An 18,249-nucleotide genomic window follows, 5' to 3' on the forward strand; every position below is an offset into this window, starting at 1 on the left:
CCAGTCGTGTCCCCGACGTGGCCAGAGATCAGGTAGGAAGAGCGGCCCGCACGAGTGGAAGGTGCGCGTTGACGTTTTCCAATCGGTGCGCGTCGCGCAGCTGCGCAAGCCGATCCAGGTCGTCTCCGTAGAGTCGCTCGGCCAGCGCGCGGTCCAGGTTGTGGACGCCGTACAGATATGGACGCCCCCCCAGCTCGCAACAGCGTTCCAATAGGTCGCGAAATACGCGCCGGGTGGCGGCTGTGGCGGTCGGATCGCGGCGGACCGAGGTATACACGCCAAGTCCGATCGAGACGGGGGCGCTGTCGACCGGGGTGAATGCGAACGATGTTGTGTCGGGCGGGCGGCGCACGATCAGGATGTACAACATCGTGAGAACACCGTTAACCGGAGCGCGGTGCCGTAGCGCCTCGACGGCCGCGAGCATCGGCGCGAGCTGCCCGGCAGGCACGACGTAATCGGTCCAAAGACGCACCTGATCAGCGGACGGGGCAACCGGCCGTGCGGTGTCGGGGTGGTTCTCGAACGGCAGATCGGGCACAATCGCGCAGTTCTCGTCGCCGCATGGCAGCGGACCGCTGCCGCGCCAGCCTGTGGTGGAGAACAGCTTGCCGCGGCGCATGGACGCGCAGTAGATGTCCACATCGTCGCGCTGTGCGATCCGTTCGGTGTGCTCGACGAGTTCGGTTGATGTGGCGTGGTATCGACGGTGCACGTGTGTGTCGCGGGAGTACGGCACGGTGCGAAGCACCGCCCGTTCGATCAGTCCTACTGTGCCGAGCCCGCCGAGTGCGAACCGGAACAGCTCCGAATGGTGGGTACGCGAGCACCAGCGGCTGGCTCCCGTTCCGTCGATCAGCTGGATCCGCTCCACATGGTCGACCTGCATGCCACACCGCACCGAATTGATCCCGATGCCGCCGACCGACAGGGTGCCACCCACCGATGCATGCAGGTAGTCGGTGAGCACGGGGACGGATCTGCCCTGGCGGTTCAGATATCGCTCCAGGCCGTACCAGCTGATCCCGGCAGGCACCTCGATCAGGCCGTCGCCGAGCTCGCGTATTTGCGCGACCGCCGTATCCGGCGCGTAGGTGACGAGCAGTTCACCGTCGGTGACGGTCTGTCCATCACAGGAATGACCCGCACCGCGCAGCGTCATCGGGCGACCGGAGCCGAGCAGTGCGGAGGGAAACGCGGAGGGCATTCGGTGCACGGCCTGGGGGACGGCGTGTCGTAGACCGCCGAAGTCGGTGGCGAACTCGTCGATGGGGACCTCGCGCAAACTCATGGTCTCGGTCTCGTCTTCGGAAAACCGGCTCGAGATCCGAGTATCGTTCCTTCCCAATGTTGGGAAGGCAGCGTGGCCGTCGTGGCGCATCCTGGAAGATCTATGAGAGAACTCCACCCCGACGTGCGCGCCGGAATCAGCCTGCGGCGGGAGCTGCGGAACCGCATCGCCGACATGCGTGAACGTGCCGATGCGATCGTGGCGCGCCGCCCGTCCCCGAGCGGTTTGGTCATTCCCGAGGTCGACGTGCGGGGACGGCTGCGGGACCTGTATCTGGCGCCGGGAACTTGCGCCCGATTCGGCAATCAGGAACTGGTCGCCGAAATCATGGCTGCCATCGCCGAAAGCTCCACGGACGTGCGGCGTCAGTATCAGATCGTCATGAACGACCCCGATAATCTGCCGCGGCCGCTGTCGAAGATCATGCGGGAATGGCAGGCCACCGGGTCGGATCAGTCGCCCCCCAATTTTGGGAAGCCGGAACAATGAATCTGAGCTGAATGGCGGGAGGAATCAACCGAGCATGCCCGATTACCTGGTTGTCGAGCCCGAGGAGCTGCGCAGAATCGCCGAGCAGAACAGATTGGCTGCGATAGACGTCCGGAAGGCGGGTGAAATCCCGCAAGCTTGGCTCGATGAATTCAGCACCACATACGGCAAGATTGCCGACCCGATGCGGGCGGCTCTGGTGGACTACTACAACAGGCGTCACGACAAGGCCGAACGCGCTGCCGCCCACCATGAGCAGGTGCGAGACCAATTGCTCGCCGCGGCAAGAGCACTCGAAGAGAATGATCAGGCCGGCGCGCACCATATCGACCAGTCGGGTGGCAACGGCCACGCAGCCTCTCCTGGTGGTCCGCCGCCTGGCGCGCACATGGATCCCGTGGCACCGGTGCACACCGGGCCGGACACGCCCGTGGTAAACGGCCCGCATCCCGCTCAGCCATCGAGAGCAACACCCGACAGCCCAGGTCTGTCCGACGGGACGCCTCGCTCCGATCAGGCACCCTTCTCGCCCGCCGCATCGGCACCACAGACCGACGGCCTTCCGCCCACCGGGGTCACCGCGCCGATCGGAACCTCGCCGACCTCGGTCGGCGTACCGGACTACGGTGCCGCCGATCTGCCGGCCGCCACAGTCGGTGACTCGAGCGGCGCCACGGCCACGGCCACGGCCGGTGGCTCGAGCATGGTCGGAGGAATGTCTGCACCACTGGCGACGGATGCGTACCCCGCTCCGGTCGCGCCCGTTGGGGCCGGCGCGGCTGTCGGGGGACCCTCATCACTGCCGGTGGGTCCGTTCGCGGCAGCGGTCCACCCGCCGCAGGACAGACGCGCGCTACCGTCGTTCGTGGTAGGCGAGCGGGTTGAAGACGACCTGGTGCTTGCCCGCACCCTGCTCGCCGCGACGCTCGCCGCCGTACGTGATTCGGCGCGCGGTACAGAATGGGCGGTGGCGGTAGGGCGAGCCGTTGACGGACCCATCGTTTTGCTGACCTCCACCGAGGGACCTGGCTGGCTGCCTTCCGGACTATTCCTCCCGTTGGAGGTCACCCTCCCGTGGCGGTGGTTCGCCCGTACTGCGGAGCTGGAGGCGATCGCGGCGTTGGAAGGAACCGCAGACCCGGCCCGAATGCTCGCCGAGTTCGGCTACTTGGTGGCCCGCCGCAAAGATGTCTGGATCAGCGCCTTGGTGTCGTCTGCGGCAATCCCCGATGGCGTGCGCGCGGCGATGCGCCACGATACCGCTGTCGAGGAATGGGTCGCTCCCGCTGAGTCCGCCCTCGACTTCACCGCCCCCGGTCCCGGCCTGGTCGACCGGCTCGCGTTGGCCGGTTCGGCCGCGTCGCTGCACCAAGCGGTCACGGTGCCCGAAGCGGAAATTCGGGCCAAATGCCTCGAGTTGGCACGGGCCGCGGATGCGCGGGTCCGCGCCGCGGCCTCCGGTGTCGATGGGGAGACCGTAATCCGCCGCGCCAGGCGTCGGCAGATCCTGGATGCGCTGCAAGCTGGTCAGCCTGTCCCGGTGAGTTGGTGGGACCAGATGCGCGCCGCCGATGACATGACAGCGTCGGCGCTGTGGTCGCGGCGCGTGGACGTGTCATCCGTTCCGGTCGGCGGAGTTCGCCCGGGTGTATCCACGGAAGCCTTGCGCGGCATGGTTTTCGAACGTCGTGCCGACGAACTGCTGCTCTTGCTCGCTGCCGGGGAACCCGACCGGCAGACTCTACGCGATGTGCTCTACACGTACGGCCAGATAGCTGAGCACCCACTGTTGCCTGAAGCAGCGCGGGTAGCGGCCGTGGAGACGGCGGGTGTGGGTACCGCGATCCCGGACGTCGAGTTTGCCCATGGTGTCCATGGCGTCAGCGTCGGTTCCAGCCGCCTCGGCGGTCCTCCCCCGGCCATCGCCGAGTCGCTGAAAGGTCCGGCGGGTTCCGAGGGATCCAGCGACCAGAGGAGAGTCTGATGAGTGACGCAGATGATGTCGTCAATCAGATAAAAAAGAACTACGATGCCGATGGCTGGGCCACTGGGCCCTTGGGCTGGCAAGACGACGTCGGTTTCCAGGGCGACCAAGCTAAAAACTCCCTGGAGAGCCTGGATAAGCTGGCCAGATCGAATCCCGAAGAATTCAAGAAGGCCTTCGATCAACTCGTCGGTCACACATCGGAAGATACCTGGGACAATACGGCCGACCCTCTGGGAAAACAGCTTGCAGCAGCTGGTAACGGCGATGATGACCTCAAGAAGAAGTATCCGGACCTCATCAATGCGCTCGACTCGGGTAAACCGGACGATTATATAAAGAAAACGAAGGACGACGCAAAGGCAAAGACGGATGCCGAAAAGCCGGAGTACGATAAGGATTACGGCTTCGATAAGGTTAAGTCCGAGGACAAGCATGCGGGCAACTACACGGTCGACCTGTATTTGCCGCGGGGGCACAGCGAGCAGCTGAAGCAGCTCATCGTGGACACCGAGACCACCATGCAGTGGGACCTGGACACCCTCGGTGTCGGGAATCCGAAGGACAATCCGAGCTTCAGCAATACTCTCGGCAGTGAACAGGTCAAATCCGCCAGCGGTTGGTCGGGCATCAGAGATGCGGCCGACACCCTGAAGGACAAGCTGAGCGCGCGGTGGGAAACGTTCAAGAAGGATCACAAAGACGTCTCGAACGCCACATACGACTCCAAAATAACGGGCTCCGACCTTTTCAAGCAGCTTACGGGGCTCGTGGACGACCTCAACACCAAGCTGAAAGTCGATTTTACGGACGAGAAGAACGCCTATCGTGATGGCGACAAGATCAACTATTCTTCCTTGTCCCGGAACCCTGATAATGATGTCAGCATGACCGTCGCCGAGAAGGGTAAGGATGGCAAGTTCTACTTGACGCCCGAAGTAGAACAGAAATATTACGTAAAGGCTATCGACGATACTGCTGCGACTTGGGATAAGACGTATGCGGCCGCGATCAAGAAATACCAGACGCAGGCCACGAAGGTCGACGGCGACGACGACCCGCCGGCCGACACGACCAAGAAGAATACGACTACAACTACGGCCCCGACGACCACAACAACCGCCCCGACGACTACAGCGACGACCCCCACCAACGACGACTACAGCGGCACCTTCGATGATCTGCTCGGCGACGGTTCGACTACGACCAACGCCGACGGCACGACCAGTACCGACGGCAGCACGAGCACCGACGGCTCGAACAGCGGCATCATGGCCGCGATCAATTCGGCGATCAGTGCGCTCGAGAACAGTGCGAACGGAACCACCAGCGGAAACCAGGCGACCCAGGCCGGGTACAACTCGGGCAGCAGCGGCGGTTCCTCGGGGTCCGGTATGGATATGAGCTCGATGATGATGCCGTTGATGATGTCGCAGATGATGCAGCAGATGATGGGGAACAACGGTCAGGACGACCGGAAACAGCGCGAGGAAGAAGAGCGCGAGGAGCGGCGTCGGCGGCGCAGGGAGGAAGAGCAGCAGGCCGCGACGCAGGCGCAGGCGCAGCCGGCGGTCGCGACGGATCAGCCGACCAATGTGGTGCAAGCCGACGCCAGTGCGACACCACCGCCGGTGGGCGCCGGTGGGCGGTCGATGGTCGATATGAAGCTGCCCGACGGTACGACACAGAAGGTGTCCTCGGCGGTCGCGCAGGCCGTGAACAAGGAACTCAACAATCCGAACGGCAGCGATGCCAGGTCGGCTTACTCGGGCACGACCGGACAGCCTTCCGCGGGCAGTCCGTGGGTCTCGGTCGACAGTGCACATCTGCAGACCGGTGACGTGGTGCAGTGGGCGAATCGGAGTGCGATTGTGGTGGTTGAGCCTTCGGGACTGGAGGTCATCATCAACGGCCAGCTAGTGCCGCTCGACCCGAACAACCCACCCGACGGCGGTACCGGCGGCTACGGCGATTTCCAGGGGTTCTTCCACCCGAGTGGCGCCGATTTGGACAACTCCGCGCAGCAGCCGGAGCAGGCGCCGACGCCGAGCGCGCCCGGGGTCACCGCCGCGCCGGCTGCCCCGACCGCACCACCCGCGGTGACCGCGCCGACGATCTGATGGCGTGCCGCGGTCCTCTGAGGTCCGGGGGCCGTGGTGGTTCGGTGTGTGAGTCGGCCGCTGTTGTGCGCTCGTTGTGGCAGCGGCGTCGGCTTGTGGCCGAAAGCCTCGCCTGCTGTTGCTGCGCTGACGATCTGATGGCGTACCGCGGTCCTCTGAAGCCCAGGGGGCCGCGGTGGTTCGGTATGTGAGTCGGCCAGTGCCGTGCGCTCGTTGTCGCAACGGCACGGCCCGCCGGAAGCCCAGTCAGCGGTTACTCGTCCTTCGGAATCCGGGCTGTCGATATCGAAAACTATGCTGCTGATCCGGGCTGCTACGACATTCCGGGATTCGGTAATCGGTTTCCTGCGAGGCGAACTCGGCAATCCGGCGGGCGGCTGGCCCGAACCGTTCCGCAGCCGCGTACTGGCTGGACACGGACCGGCCAAGCCGGACCCCCGCTGGCGCGCGCCGACGATCTGATACGGCATAGCCGTTCGCTGAAATCCAGGGTCCGCCCGGTGGCCCAGGACGTAAGTTGACGGGGCGCAGATAGGTTTCGCCGTCGTCACGGTACCGCCCGTACGCCCATGCAGACGGAATCCGGTTCGGGCCAGACTAATTCGGCCATAGCGACGACTCAGCAGACGAAATCATCTGCCGAGTCGCGTCGAGGGAAGCAGCGATTATGCCTGCACCACCGGCGAATCCACCGTGACCTCGTCATCGGGATCTTCGTCGTGTGTTTCGTCGGTGTCGCTATCGGTCGGAGTCGATCCGTTGCGATTCACCGCGCGTCGGACATTGGCGCGAGCCGACACCGGAGACATATTCGCCACCGGCGTGGCCGATCCAGGCGCACTCGCGCCGGCTGTCGCAGCCGGCGCCGCCGCCGCGGGTTGGCCTGCGGGTGCCGCCGCGGGGGCGGGACTGCCGGGCGCCGCGCCGGGTGCCGCCGCCTGCGGCTGGCCTCCGCCGGGCTGCGCGCCGTCCTCGGCAACGTCTTTGTCCTTGTCTTTGTCCTTGTCCTGCTGCTTCAGCAATTGCGGCAACTGCGACACCAATGGCATTGCCATCATGGGCAGCATTCCGAGCATCGATACCAATTGCCCGAGTCCGCCGTCGCCGCCACCACCGCTGGAACCGCTGGATCCGGACTGGCCGCTGCTGCCGGACCCGCTGCTGTCGGAGTCCGAATTGCCGTCACCGGCCATATCGTTGTTGAGCTGGTAGACCGCCTCGACCTTGTCGTAAACGAGGTCGATCGCCTCGGCGACCAGTTTCATCAGAGCCACCTCTTGAGCGGGTTTGAGCTTCCCGCTGCCGACGGCCTTCATTTTCGCCTGCAGTTCGGCCACGATCTCTTTGATCGCCCGCAGCGTCTCATCACTGCCCGCGGCGACCACAATGGAGGTCTTCATGACCTTGGTGTCGTAGGTCAGCAGTGCGGTCTGCCGAGACTGGACCTTCGCGAGAGTTTGCTGGTATTGCTCTTTCATCAGGCTGTCGCCGATGCTCTCGTAGATCACCGGCCGCAGCAGATCGTCGACCTTGGGCGGCAGCTCGGGGGTACCCCGGCCCAGCAGGTCGACGGCGGTCTGGATGGCCTCTTCGGCCATGGCGATGAACGCCTTCAATCCCGCGGACGCGCCGGCGGGCGGTGTCAGTTTCACCGTCCAGTAATGGCCGGTCTTGGCCTTGGCTGCGGTGGTGGTTGCAGCGGTGGTCGTATCGGTTGCGCCAGGCGGTGCGCCGAACATGGCGGTGACAGGGGCGGACCCGGGCGCACCCGGAGGCTGGCCCGAACCGTCGGCAGGCGGCTGGCCGGATGGATCTCGGGGTGGCGGACCGGGCGGAGCGCCGGTCGGCTGGGCGGACCCGTCAGCGGGTGGTTGACTCCCCGGAGCACCGGGCGGTTGCCCGGATGGAGCACCAGGCGACGAACCGAAAGGAGCACCGGGCCCGGCGGAATTGCCGGCGGTAGGGGAGCCGAACAGCGTTTGCCAGGTGTCGGCCGCGGTACCCGCCAGTTCTGCCGCCATATTGTCGCCACCGCCTCCCAGAAGTTCTTTCCCATTGTCGTGGCTTCCCGCCGCTGGGAAGATGAATCATTCGCGCAATTGCCTCATAGTCGTTGTCAGCCCCCGAGATTCGGGGCGACCCGGTGCCAACCGGCGAAACATTTTGGCGAGCAGGTCCGGAGAGGCGGTCGGTGATGAGCGAGAGCGAGTCGGTCGAATGTCGCCGGCACTGACAGGCGACCTCAACGAGGTCTTGCGGCAGCTGCTCGGGCTGTACGGCAACGGTCAACCTGATCCGGCCGCCACCGCGAGCACTGTTCGAGCTGTCAGCAACGACATGAGCGCGCACAGCGGATCGGGCGTCGTGAACTACACCGATGCGCGCGGCATCCAGTCGACGATCGCGGAATCGCATGCGGGCAAAGACGGTGTCGTGCACAAGACCGTCGGCGAGACCGGGGACGGCACAGTCGTCAGCCGGAATCGGCTGACCAATCAGATCGCCGACCTGCAATCGCGCATCCAGGCGATCGCATCGGTCGGCGATACCCGGTTCAGCGGCCCCGCCCTGCTCGAGGCGGCACATTCGACTATCGCCAAAGCGGCCAAACAGGTCGACACCGACGTCGCGGCGGCGCGTCAGCGGGCAGCGCAGATCATGCCGCCCGGCATGCCCGAATTGTCCCGGCGCAAGGCCGCCGGTTCGACACCGCGTCGGCGTCGGCGGGCTCGTTCCCGATCCGCGGTGCTGTCGAATGGCCGGCGCGGCCGACCTCGGGTGCCATCGGACGGTACCGCGGGTAGCAAAGCAGTCGGCGCTGCCAGCGAATGGCTCGGCACCCCCTACATCTGGGGCGGCGGTGGCGCAGGTGGACCGAGCGGCGGCGGTTTCGACTGTTCCGGTCTGACCCAGTACGCGATCGCGCAGGCCTCCGACGGCCATGTGGTGCTGCCGCGCACGACCTACGAGCAGATCTACAGCGGGGTGCGAGTCTCCCCGGCGGATGTGCGCCCTGGCGACCTGGTATTTCCCGCGAGCTCGTTCAGCGCGCGGGGGCCGGAGCATGTCCAGTTGGCCGCGGGCAACGGCATGGTCATCGAGGCGCCGTATTCCGGTTCGACCGTGAAGTGGTCGCGCATGTCCGGCGACGCCGTTGTGGTGCGGGTGCTGTAGTGGCGGTGGAGATTCCGCCGGAGGTCGCGGATTTCCTCGACTGTTGTGGGGTTCGGTACCCGGATATCGACGAAGGCGATGTGCGTGGGCTGGCGGTCAAGGTGCGCACCTTTGCCGCGAATACGCGCACGCCAAGTGCCGACGAGAGCGCGGATGCTCTCGCCGAGTACCAGCGGCTGGTCGCGAGTTGGACCGGTGCCGACGGTGACCATCAGGCCGAACTCGATCGGGTCTGCGCCATCATCGCGAAGGCGCTCGATGCGGTGGCCTACGTGATCACCGTGACGAAGGCGGTGGTCCTGACCGAACTCGCCGCGCTGGCAACGACTTACGCGGCGATGACCGCGACACCCGCCGCGCGGATCGCCGGACCGCTCGTCACGGCGGCGGCGCGTCGACTGTGCACCCAGATGGAGCGGGCGCTGATCGGCTACCTGGTCATCGAGGTGATCGGCAGGGCCGTCGAACCGCTCGGCCGCAATGTCGACAGGTTGTTCACCGGTACGGCGTCCGTTCGCACGTCGCCCGCCGAGCAGGCCCGCGAACCGCGAATGCCGGGCGTGCCGGCCGTCGAACCGGGAACAGCATGCGTGCCGAACGCCGCATCGACGATGCCGGGTGTGCTCGAGGCCGAGCCGGAGATGCCCGGCGTGTCCCTTGCCGAGCCGCAGTTGTCTGGTGTGGCTGCTGCCGAATCGCAGTTGTCGGGCGGGACCACCATCGAACCGCGGATGCCTGGCGTGACCTCCGGAGAGGCGCAGAATCCGAGCGTGGTTCCTGGAGAGGCGCAGAAGCCGAGCGTGGTTCCTGGTGGAGCACTGAACCCGAGCGTGGTTCCTGGAGAAGCGCAGAAGCCGAGCGTGGTTCCTGGTGGAGCACTGAACCCGAGCGTGGTTCCTGGAGAAGCGCAGAAGCCGAGCGTGGTTCCTGGTGGAGCACCGAACCCGAGCGTGGTTCCTGGAGAAGCGCAGAAGCCGAGCGCGGTTCCTGGTGGAGCACCGAACCCGAGCGCGGTCCCTAGTGGAGCACCGAACCCGAGCACGACTCCTGATGTACCGCATCCGTCTGACGCGGTCCCTGCCGAACCTCCGAGCCCCGGCGCAGCCCCCGCCGAGGATGCAGCCGTGACCGGCTCCCGCGCCGTTCAAGTCGGCCCTCGTAAACAACCTTCGCCCGGTCCGAGCCGTTCGCGCGGCTTCGTAACACCTTGGGCGCATGCGGTCCGCGCGTCGGCGCAGCGCGCGGCCTTCTCGAAAGGTGTGCCCTCCAAGGCCTTCCAATCCCTGGACCGGCGCGCGACTACAGCGCGTAAGCCGCGGGAAACACCGTGGTCGAAGCTCGCTCGGCAATCGGAGACGACATCGGAAGAATTGGCCGTGACCGTACCCACGGTCCGGCGCCGCGAAGACGGCGACCGGTGAACGGGCCGCCGAAACAGAAGCGGCGGCCGACGGTGTGTGGGGTACCGACGGCCGCCGCGTGACAGATCGCCGGGGTTTTGGGGTGACGATCCGCCGCTTGCCAGGCGATGGCCGGCGGCCGGATCACGGCCACCGACCACCACTGGACGGGGCTGGGTCTTCGGGATGAGGGACCGTCGACCCATCACCAATATACCGCTAAATAACGGCACATTCAATGTCGAGCCGATAAATGATGTGTAAATAGACCCGGACGTCGGGTAACAATGCCGCCTTCCCATTCTTGGGAATAGCTTGCCAATCGTAACCGGGCTCAAAATCGCTATCTTCGGTCCACGAGGATCGTCGGAAGGGAAGCCCGAGTTGTCTGCGGCCGAGGACGCGTTCTACACAGGTGTGCAAAGTCTGGCGCTCGTCGCCGGGGGCGTGCGAAATGAACAGCAGGCGGCGGCTGCCTTCCGCGCCGCCACGGACCTGGATCCGGATATGTGCGATGCCTGGTTGGGACGCGCCATGGCCGGTGAGGTCACCTCCGAGGTGATCTACGGTGCGTACCGATCGGTGCACAACCTGTACCGAGATCAGCAACGCGCCGGTCTGGTCGATCGGGCGCTGTGGTGTCAGGTCGAGATCGGCGTTTTCGGACTGCGCGTGGCCATGGCGGATCGGGATCAGATCGCCATCGCCCAGGCGTGCTCGTACGCTGATGGTGGTGAGTGGCAGGAGGCCGCGGCCATTCTCGCCGAGGTGCCGCGCGACGATGTCGCCGACTTCGTGCGGATGTCGCTGTTCTTCCGCACCAAGCAGTGGATCGACGTGCTCACCGCGCGCAATGCCAAGCCCGCGCTCGAGGATGGGCTGCTGGATATCGCGGCCGAGCTGATGACGGCACAGGCGCTGGCGCATCTCGGTCGGTTGGGCGAGGCCCTGCCGCGCGCACAGCGCATCGTCGAGGACAGTCAGTCCGGCAATCTGTCCTACATCTGGGCGGACGCGCATTACCTGCTCGGCATGCTGCTGCGGCACGACGGCGATCACGATGCCGCCGACAAGATCCTCAAGGGCCTGCAAGGTTCCGCGCTGTGGCCGGACCGACCCGAATGGCAGCGGGCTGTGCGGGACAAGTCCTATCGCCTCGAGATCACCTCCGCCGAGGTCCTCGCTTCGCGCACCAATCAGTGGGATCCGAAGTCCGGTGACGACCCGACCGAGGTCGCCGCGTCCGCGGCCCGGCTCGCTCGCGAGTCCCAGCTGGAGGAGGCCTCCGATCTGCTGCGGGCCCAGATCGGCATGGACTCGGTCAAGGAGCAGGTCGACCGGCTCAAGTCGGGTGTGCTGATGGATCAGGTGCGAGCCAAGCGCGGACTGGCCGTGGATTCCCGGTCGCAGCATCTGATCTTCTCCGGCCCGCCCGGTACCGGTAAGACGACCATCGCCCGCGTCATCGCCAAAATCTTCGCCGGGCTCGGCGTCGTCGAGAACGCCGAGGTCATCGAGGTGTCGCGCAACGATATGGTCGGCACCCACCTCGGCCACACCGCGCCGAAAACCAATGCGCTGATCGATTCCGCGCTCGGTGGTGTGTTGTTCATCGACGAGGCGTACACCCTGATCCAGGAGGGGCTGTCCGGCGGTGACGCATTCGGTAAGGAAGCCGTCGACACCTTGCTGGCCCGCATGGAAAACGACCGCGACAAATTGGTCGTGATCATCGCGGGTTACGAGGACCAGATCGACCGGTTCCTGGCCTCCAACGACGGCCTCGCCTCGCGTTTCACCAAGCGGATCCGCTTCTCCAGTTACGACGCCGATGAACTCGTGCGCATCGCCGATCACATTGCGCACAAGAAGGATTCGATTCTCTCCGGCGACGCAAAAGACGTGCTGCGGGTGCGGTGCGAACAGTTGTCGGGGCAGACCAAGAACGGTCGGCGGCTCATCGATCTGGCGGGCAACGGTCGCTTCGTCCGCAATGTGGTCGAGGCCGCCGAAGCCGAGCGGGACTATCGATTCACCAGGGACAACGCGGATGTGCTTTCGATGACCAATGAGGAGTTGATGACCATCGACTCCTCGGACATCACCGCCGCGCTCGCGGGCTTGGCGCCGGCCGCGACGGGCTGATTCGCATGGCACGCTTCCGGGTGGTGACCAAGCACCAGATATCGGGCTGGCGTTTTCTGCTGCGCCGGATCGAGCATGCGCTGGTGCGTCGGGACGCCTCGATGATCGACGATCCGCAGCGTGGTCGCTCCACCGCGCTGTCGATCGGTATCGCGTTGGCCTGCATGGTGATCGCCGGTGCGGCCCTGTTGGCGTTCTTCAAACCCGCCAAGAAAGTGGGGGAGTCGAGGATTATCGCGGAGAAGGACACCGGCGCGCTCTACGTGCGTGTCGGCGCCCGGTTGCACCCGGCGCTGAATCTGACCTCGGCGCGACTCATCGCCGGTTCGCCGGACAATCCGGTGCCGGTCTCGCGCGATGAGTTGTCCAAGTATCCGCGTGGTCCGTGGGTCGGTATTCCAGGTGCGCCGGGCGTGATCGCGGACAACGGCGACCGGAACTCGTCCTGGACGGTGTGCGATACCGCGAAGGTCGGGGCGGCGGCACCGGTCAATCCGCAGACCGGATTGCCGACGGTCGCGTTGTCGCCGGTGTTGACGACCGCGATCGGCGGTCCGCTGACCGTCGACGGCGATGCGATCCGCGGGCTGGGCGCCGATGAGGCGCGACTGCTGCGCGATGACACCACCACCTGGCTGGTGTACAACGATCCGCAGCAGGGCATTGTCCGGGCGGCCATCGATCTGAGTAATTCGGCGGTAATTCTGGCATTGGGCATCGACCCGACTTCGACCGTGGTCTCCGCGTCCAAGGGCTTCATCTCCGCTATCCCCGAGGTGCCACCGCTGCGCGTGCCGGACGTACCCGGTGCGGGGGGAACCGTGACGTTCTCCTCGGGCTTGAGCGTACCGGTCGGTTCGGTGCTCACGGTATCGGCGCCGGATCGCGGCGCGTTCTATTACCTGGTATCGGAATCCGGTGTGGTGCAGATCAATTCGGTGCTCGCGTCGATCATCCGCAATGCCGATTCGCATGGCTCGGTATCGACGCGGACGGTCGGACCCGACGTCATCGCGGCGAATCTGCGTCCGGGTGCGTGGCCGGGGACGGCCGCCTATCCGACTCGACCGGTGCATGTCGTCGATCCGATGCGCTTGGGGGTGACCTGCTATCACTGGTGGCGCGCGGGCACCGATCAGAATGCCTCGACCGAGTTGCTCGTGGGACGACAACTGCCATTGAAGGTCGACGAACAGAGTCGAACCGTCGGCCTGGTGACGGCCACCGGATCGCGCGGTACCACCGCCGACGCCGCGTATCTACCGCGCACCACCGGACGCTTCGTCCAGGTGACCGGGGCGGATCCGGGGTCGCCGCGTCGGGAGTCGCTGTTCTGGATTTCCGACAGCGGGGTCCGCTACGGCATCAATGCCGTGGTGGAGAACAATTCCACTCCGGATTCGACACTGACCTCGTTGGGGCTGCGGACCCCGGTGCCCGCACCGTGGACCATTGTGTCGTTGTTCGCCGTCGGACCCACCCTGTCGCAGAAGGACGCCCGGATCCAGCACGACGGCATCCCGACGAATAAGGCCGTCATCGGCCTTCCGGGTGGCACCTCGTGACGGCTACCCGCCGGTTCGTGCGGCCCGCTCGGACGGTGCGTGGACCCAAGGCCCCCGCGGTGACCGAATTGCGGTTGCAGCCGCCGACCGAACTGCCCAAACCGGTGCCGCCGTCGCGGCTGAAGATGATCATGCCGGTGATCATGGTGTCGGCCATGGCCGGGATGATGGTGATGATGTTCCGCGGCGGCGGCGGGCAGATGTCGCCGATGATGTTGATGTTCCCGGTCATGATGCTGGTTTCCATGGGCGGGATGATGGGTGGTGCGTTTTCCGGAGGCGGCGCCGGTGGTGCGGCGAGTCTGAACGAGGAACGCAAGGACTATCTGCGCAGCATTACCGATAACCGCAAGACCGTGCATGCCGCGGAGTCGGAACTGCACAACTATCTGCGCTACACGCATCCGGGTCCGGCCGAAATCGCCGCGTTGATCGGCGGTAAGCGCATGTGGGAAGTGCAGGTTGCCAGTCCGCAGTTCCTGCGGGTGCGGGTCGGGCGGGGCCGGATCGCCAACCAGGTGCGGGTCATCGTGCCCGAGGCCGCGCCCACCTCCGATCTGGATCCGGTCGGTGTTGTCGAGGTGACCCGGTTCGCGAAGGCGTATTCGACTGTCGGGGGTATGCCGGTCGCGATCAATCTCCTTTCGGCGCCGCAGATCGGTGTCGACGGCGATCCCGATGCGGTGGCCGCCCTGGTGCGGTCGATGGTCGCCGAGATCGTCGTACTGCACGGCCCGGATCAGGTCGCGGTCGCGGCGGTGCTGTCGAATCCGGACGCACCGGAGTGGTCGTGGCTGAAATGGTTGCCGCACACCCAACATCCGAGTGAGACCGATGCGATCGGGTCGAGCCGGATGGTGTATCGCAGCGTTTCGGAGTTGCGTGCCAAGGCGCTGGCGGGACTCAATCGTGGTCCGTTCTCCGCGAATTCCGAACCGACGCTGGATCGCAAGCATTATCTGTTGATCGTCGATGACAGCAGTCCGGCCACCGATCGGGATATCTCCGGCATCGATGGTTGCACGTGGCTGCGGCTGGGCCGGGCCGAGCAGACCTTGCCGCGGGCGCTGAAGTTCATGGTGGGCGCCGATCGCGCGCTGCACGAGGTGACCCCGCGTGGGCTGCGCCGGGTCGGGGCCGCCGACGCGATGTCGGTACCTACGGCGAAGGCGTTGGCCCGCAATATCTCCCCGTACCGGCTTTCCACAGTGGTCGAGGCCGTGGTCGCGGACCAGGCCAGCGGTGGCACCTCGTGGGAGGAACTGGTCGGCGTTACCGACCCGGGGGCGATCCGGGTCGAACAGCAGTGGCCGCGCCGTCGTGACGCGGACCGCTCCCGGCTGAACATTCCTTTCGGCCACGATCCGGCAGGTGGCGTGGTCCATCTCGATATCAAGGAATCGGCCGAGGAGGGCATGGGCCCACACGGCATGTGCATCGGCGCCACCGGTTCCGGAAAGTCGGAATTCCTTCGCACCCTTGTGCTTTCGGCGGTGGCGACACATACACCGGACACGCTCAACCTACTGCTGGTCGACTTCAAGGGTGGTGCGACCTTCCTCGGGTTCGACCGGTTGCACCACGTGACGGCCGTGGTCACCAATATGGAGGAAGAGGCCGATCTCGTCACCCGTATGGAAGACGTGATCAACGGCGAAATGGGCAGGCGGCAAAGGATTTTGCGCGATGCGGGTAACTTCGCCAGCGTCGCCGATTATGAGCGGGCCCGTGAACAGGGCGCGCAGCTCGCGCCGCTGCCCACGCTGTTGATCATCCTGGACGAGTTCGCCGAACTGCTCGAGCAGCATCCGAACTTCTCCAAACTATTCGTCGCGATCGGCCGGTTGGGTCGTTCGCTGCGTATCCACCTGCTGCTGGCCTCGCAGAAGGTGCCCGCCAACCGGATGGGTGAGCTGGAAGCGCACCTGTCCTACCGAATCGCGTTGCGCACCAACCAGACCGCCGATTCCCGCGACGCCATCGGTACCGCCGACGCGTATCACCTGCCCAAGAAACCGGGTTCGGGTTATCTGCGAGTCGGCTCGGGTGATCTGCAGCGATTCCAGGCCGCCTATGTCGGCTCGCCGTATGTCGCGCCCGCGCAGGCATCGGCGTCCAGCGCTCAACGTGCCAGGCGACCCGGCGGCGGCTATCGGCCGCCACAGCAATTCACCACGGCGCACGTCATCGATGTGCGACCCGCGCCGGTCGAAACCGAGCCTGTTGTGCAGCGACCGGACACGCCGGACAGCGAGCCGGTGACCGTGATGGAGACGGTGCTGCAACAGCTGGGCGGATTCGGCACGCCGGCGCACAAGATGTGGCTGCCACCGCTGACCGTGCCGCCGACCCTGGACAAGTTCATGTCGACCGCGACCGCCGGTTCGCTGCAATTGCCCTGGGCGATCGTGGACAAGCCGAGGCAGCAGCGCCAGGACATCTGGTCGGTCGATCTGTCCGGCGCGGGCGGGCATGTGGCCGTCGTCGGCGGCCCGCAGTCGGGTAAGTCGACCGCGCTGCAAACGCTGGTCATGTCCGCCGCGTTGACGCATACGCCCGAACAGGTCCAGTTCTACTGCCTCGACTTCTCCGGCGGTCTGTCCGGACTACGAAACGTGCCACATGTCGGCTCGGTCGCCTCGGGCCGCGATGGCGATCGGGTCCGGCGCACCTTCGCGCTGATCACCAATCTCATCGCGAGTCGGCAGGTGCTGTTCGGCGATCTCGGCATCGACACCATGCGCGAATTCCGGCGCAGACGCTCCTCACCGCGGGAATCGGCCGAACTCACCGCGCGCGGCGACGAGCACGGCGATGTCTTCATCGTCGTCGACGGCTGGGATGTCGGATTCGCGGTCACCGGACCGTATTTCGACGAATACCTCCCGGTGATGGAGTCGATCGCACTGCAGGGTCTGAATTACGGCATCCACCTTGTGGTCAGCAGTTCGCGCTGGGCGGCGATCCGTCCCGCCATCAAGGATCTGTTGCAGACCCGGCTGGAGATGCGGCTCGGCGATCTCACCGACACCATCTTCCTCGGACAGCGCAGTGTGGTCGCCGCGATTCCACCGGATCGCCCCGGTCGCTGTATCTCCAGCGACGCGTTGCACATGCTCACCGCGCTGCCGCGCATGGACGGAGTAGGCGATGCCGAGTCCGCTGGTGCGGGTATGGCGGCCGCGGTCGAGCAGCTGAACCAGAAGTACCAGAGCCGCCGGGCTCCGGAGGTCAAGCTGTTGCCCGCCCAGATCACTTTGGCCGAGGTCCGCGCCGGCCGTCCGGAACCGGCGAATCTGGCGCAGCGCCTCGTGGTGCCCTTCGGCATCCGTGAATCCGATCTGCACCCTGCCACAGTCGATTTCGGTGTTTCGACACATCTGATCGTGCTGGGCTCGTCCGGCTCGGGTAAATCGACGGTGCTGGCCGCGCTGCTGGAGTCGATCCGTCTGCAATTCAACAAGGATCAGGCCAGGGTGCTATTGGTCGACTACCGCCGGCAGCATATGGACGCCATCCCGGAGGAGCAGTTGGTCGGCTATCTGACCAGCGAGCGTGATCTGCTCGAGGGGTTGCCGCCGTTCGCGGAGAAGATGCGCAGCCGCCGCCCACCGGACGGCGTCACCTCGCAGCAGCTCAAAGACCGTTCGTGGTGGTCCGGACCGGAAATCTTTGTGGTGGTCGACGACTACCACATGGTCGCCCAGCGCGGCATGCGAAATCCGCTGGAACCGCTCAAGGACATCATCGTCGACGGTCGTGATACCGGCCTGCACGTCATCGCCGCACGCAGTATCGCCCAGGCCGATACCGCGCTGTACGACAACGTGCTCGGCCAGATCAAGAATCTGAACTCCTCGGGCATCATCATGGACGGCTCGAAACTGGACGGAATTCTGATCGGCGATGTGAAGCCGACGAAGCAACCGGTGGGCCGGGGCATCTTCGTCGAGCCGCTGCATTCGCGCCGGGATCTGGTGCAGTCGGCCTGGCTACCGCCGCAGGACTAGGCCTGGTCGGCGGTGGTGCGGGGCCGACGCCAGGGTTGTCTTCGGCAGGCTTCCCATTACTGAGAATGCCT

10 protein-coding genes and 1 pseudogene are annotated in these 18,249 nt (G+C 65.5%); 9 read left to right on the plus strand and 2 right to left on the minus strand.

Features of this window, described 5'->3' with window-relative positions; all coding sequences use genetic code 11:
• Positions 1 to 28: 28 nt before the first annotated feature.
• Positions 29 to 1,291 carry an FAD-binding protein gene (locus ACQPYR_RS12410; RefSeq protein ID WP_433631338.1) on the minus strand — a complete coding sequence of 421 codons (1,263 nt, stop codon included), beginning with the start codon at positions 1,289 to 1,291 and terminating at the stop codon, positions 29 to 31.
• Between the two features lie 72 nt (positions 1,292 to 1,363).
• Between ACQPYR_RS12410 and ACQPYR_RS12415 the strand changes: the two genes are divergently transcribed.
• The 4 genes and pseudogenes from ACQPYR_RS12415 to ACQPYR_RS12430 form a co-directional block, all read left to right on the plus strand.
• Complete coding sequence (locus tag ACQPYR_RS12415; RefSeq protein ID WP_433631341.1) at positions 1,364 to 1,780, plus strand: hypothetical protein; 417 nt, start codon at positions 1,364 to 1,366, stop codon at positions 1,778 to 1,780.
• 34 nt (positions 1,781 to 1,814) lie between these two features.
• Positions 1,815 to 3,764, plus strand: coding sequence for a type VII secretion target (locus tag ACQPYR_RS12420; protein WP_433631344.1), 1,950 nt, complete (start codon positions 1,815 to 1,817; stop codon positions 3,762 to 3,764).
• Positions 3,764 to 5,884, plus strand: coding sequence for a hypothetical protein (locus ACQPYR_RS12425; RefSeq protein WP_433631347.1), 2,121 nt, complete (start codon positions 3,764 to 3,766; stop codon positions 5,882 to 5,884). The genes ACQPYR_RS12420 and ACQPYR_RS12425 overlap by 1 nt, the downstream gene beginning before the upstream one ends.
• A gap of 278 nt (positions 5,885 to 6,162) precedes the next feature.
• A pseudogene (locus tag ACQPYR_RS12430) lies at positions 6,163 to 6,319 on the plus strand (hypothetical protein); the annotation flags it as partial.
• A 230-nt stretch (positions 6,320 to 6,549) separates the two neighbouring features.
• On the opposite strand, the gene ACQPYR_RS12435 reads toward ACQPYR_RS12430, so the two are convergent.
• Positions 6,550 to 7,623 (minus strand): hypothetical protein, encoded by a 1,074-nt coding sequence (locus tag ACQPYR_RS12435; RefSeq protein ID WP_433631350.1) that lies wholly within the window; start codon positions 7,621 to 7,623, stop codon positions 6,550 to 6,552.
• Positions 7,624 to 8,101: 478 nt separating this feature from the next.
• Between ACQPYR_RS12435 and ACQPYR_RS12440 the strand changes: the two genes are divergently transcribed.
• From ACQPYR_RS12440 to eccCa, 5 genes are all read left to right on the plus strand, one after another.
• Positions 8,102 to 9,058 carry a C40 family peptidase gene (locus ACQPYR_RS12440; RefSeq protein ID WP_433631353.1) on the plus strand — a complete coding sequence of 319 codons (957 nt, stop codon included), beginning with the start codon at positions 8,102 to 8,104 and terminating at the stop codon, positions 9,056 to 9,058.
• 5 nt (positions 9,059 to 9,063) lie between these two features.
• Positions 9,064 to 10,479, plus strand: a complete 1,416-nt coding sequence (locus tag ACQPYR_RS12445; protein WP_433631356.1) for a hypothetical protein — start codon at positions 9,064 to 9,066, stop codon at positions 10,477 to 10,479.
• A 363-nt stretch (positions 10,480 to 10,842) separates the two neighbouring features.
• On the plus strand, positions 10,843 to 12,603 hold the full coding sequence (eccA, locus tag ACQPYR_RS12450) for a type VII secretion AAA-ATPase EccA (RefSeq protein WP_433631359.1): 1,761 nt from the start codon (positions 10,843 to 10,845) through the stop codon (positions 12,601 to 12,603).
• 5 nt (positions 12,604 to 12,608) lie between these two features.
• On the plus strand, positions 12,609 to 14,168 hold the full coding sequence (gene eccB / locus ACQPYR_RS12455) for a type VII secretion protein EccB (RefSeq protein WP_433631361.1): 1,560 nt from the start codon (positions 12,609 to 12,611) through the stop codon (positions 14,166 to 14,168).
• Positions 14,165 to 18,178 (plus strand): type VII secretion protein EccCa, encoded by a 4,014-nt coding sequence (eccCa, locus tag ACQPYR_RS12460; protein WP_433631364.1) that lies wholly within the window; start codon positions 14,165 to 14,167, stop codon positions 18,176 to 18,178. Before eccB ends, eccCa begins: the two co-directional genes overlap by 4 nt.
• Positions 18,179 to 18,249 lie beyond the last annotated feature (71 nt).

This window comes from Nocardia sp. CA-120079 (assembly GCF_050955745.1).
In the GTDB taxonomy this organism is placed as follows: Bacteria; Actinomycetota; Actinomycetes; order Mycobacteriales; family Mycobacteriaceae; genus Nocardia.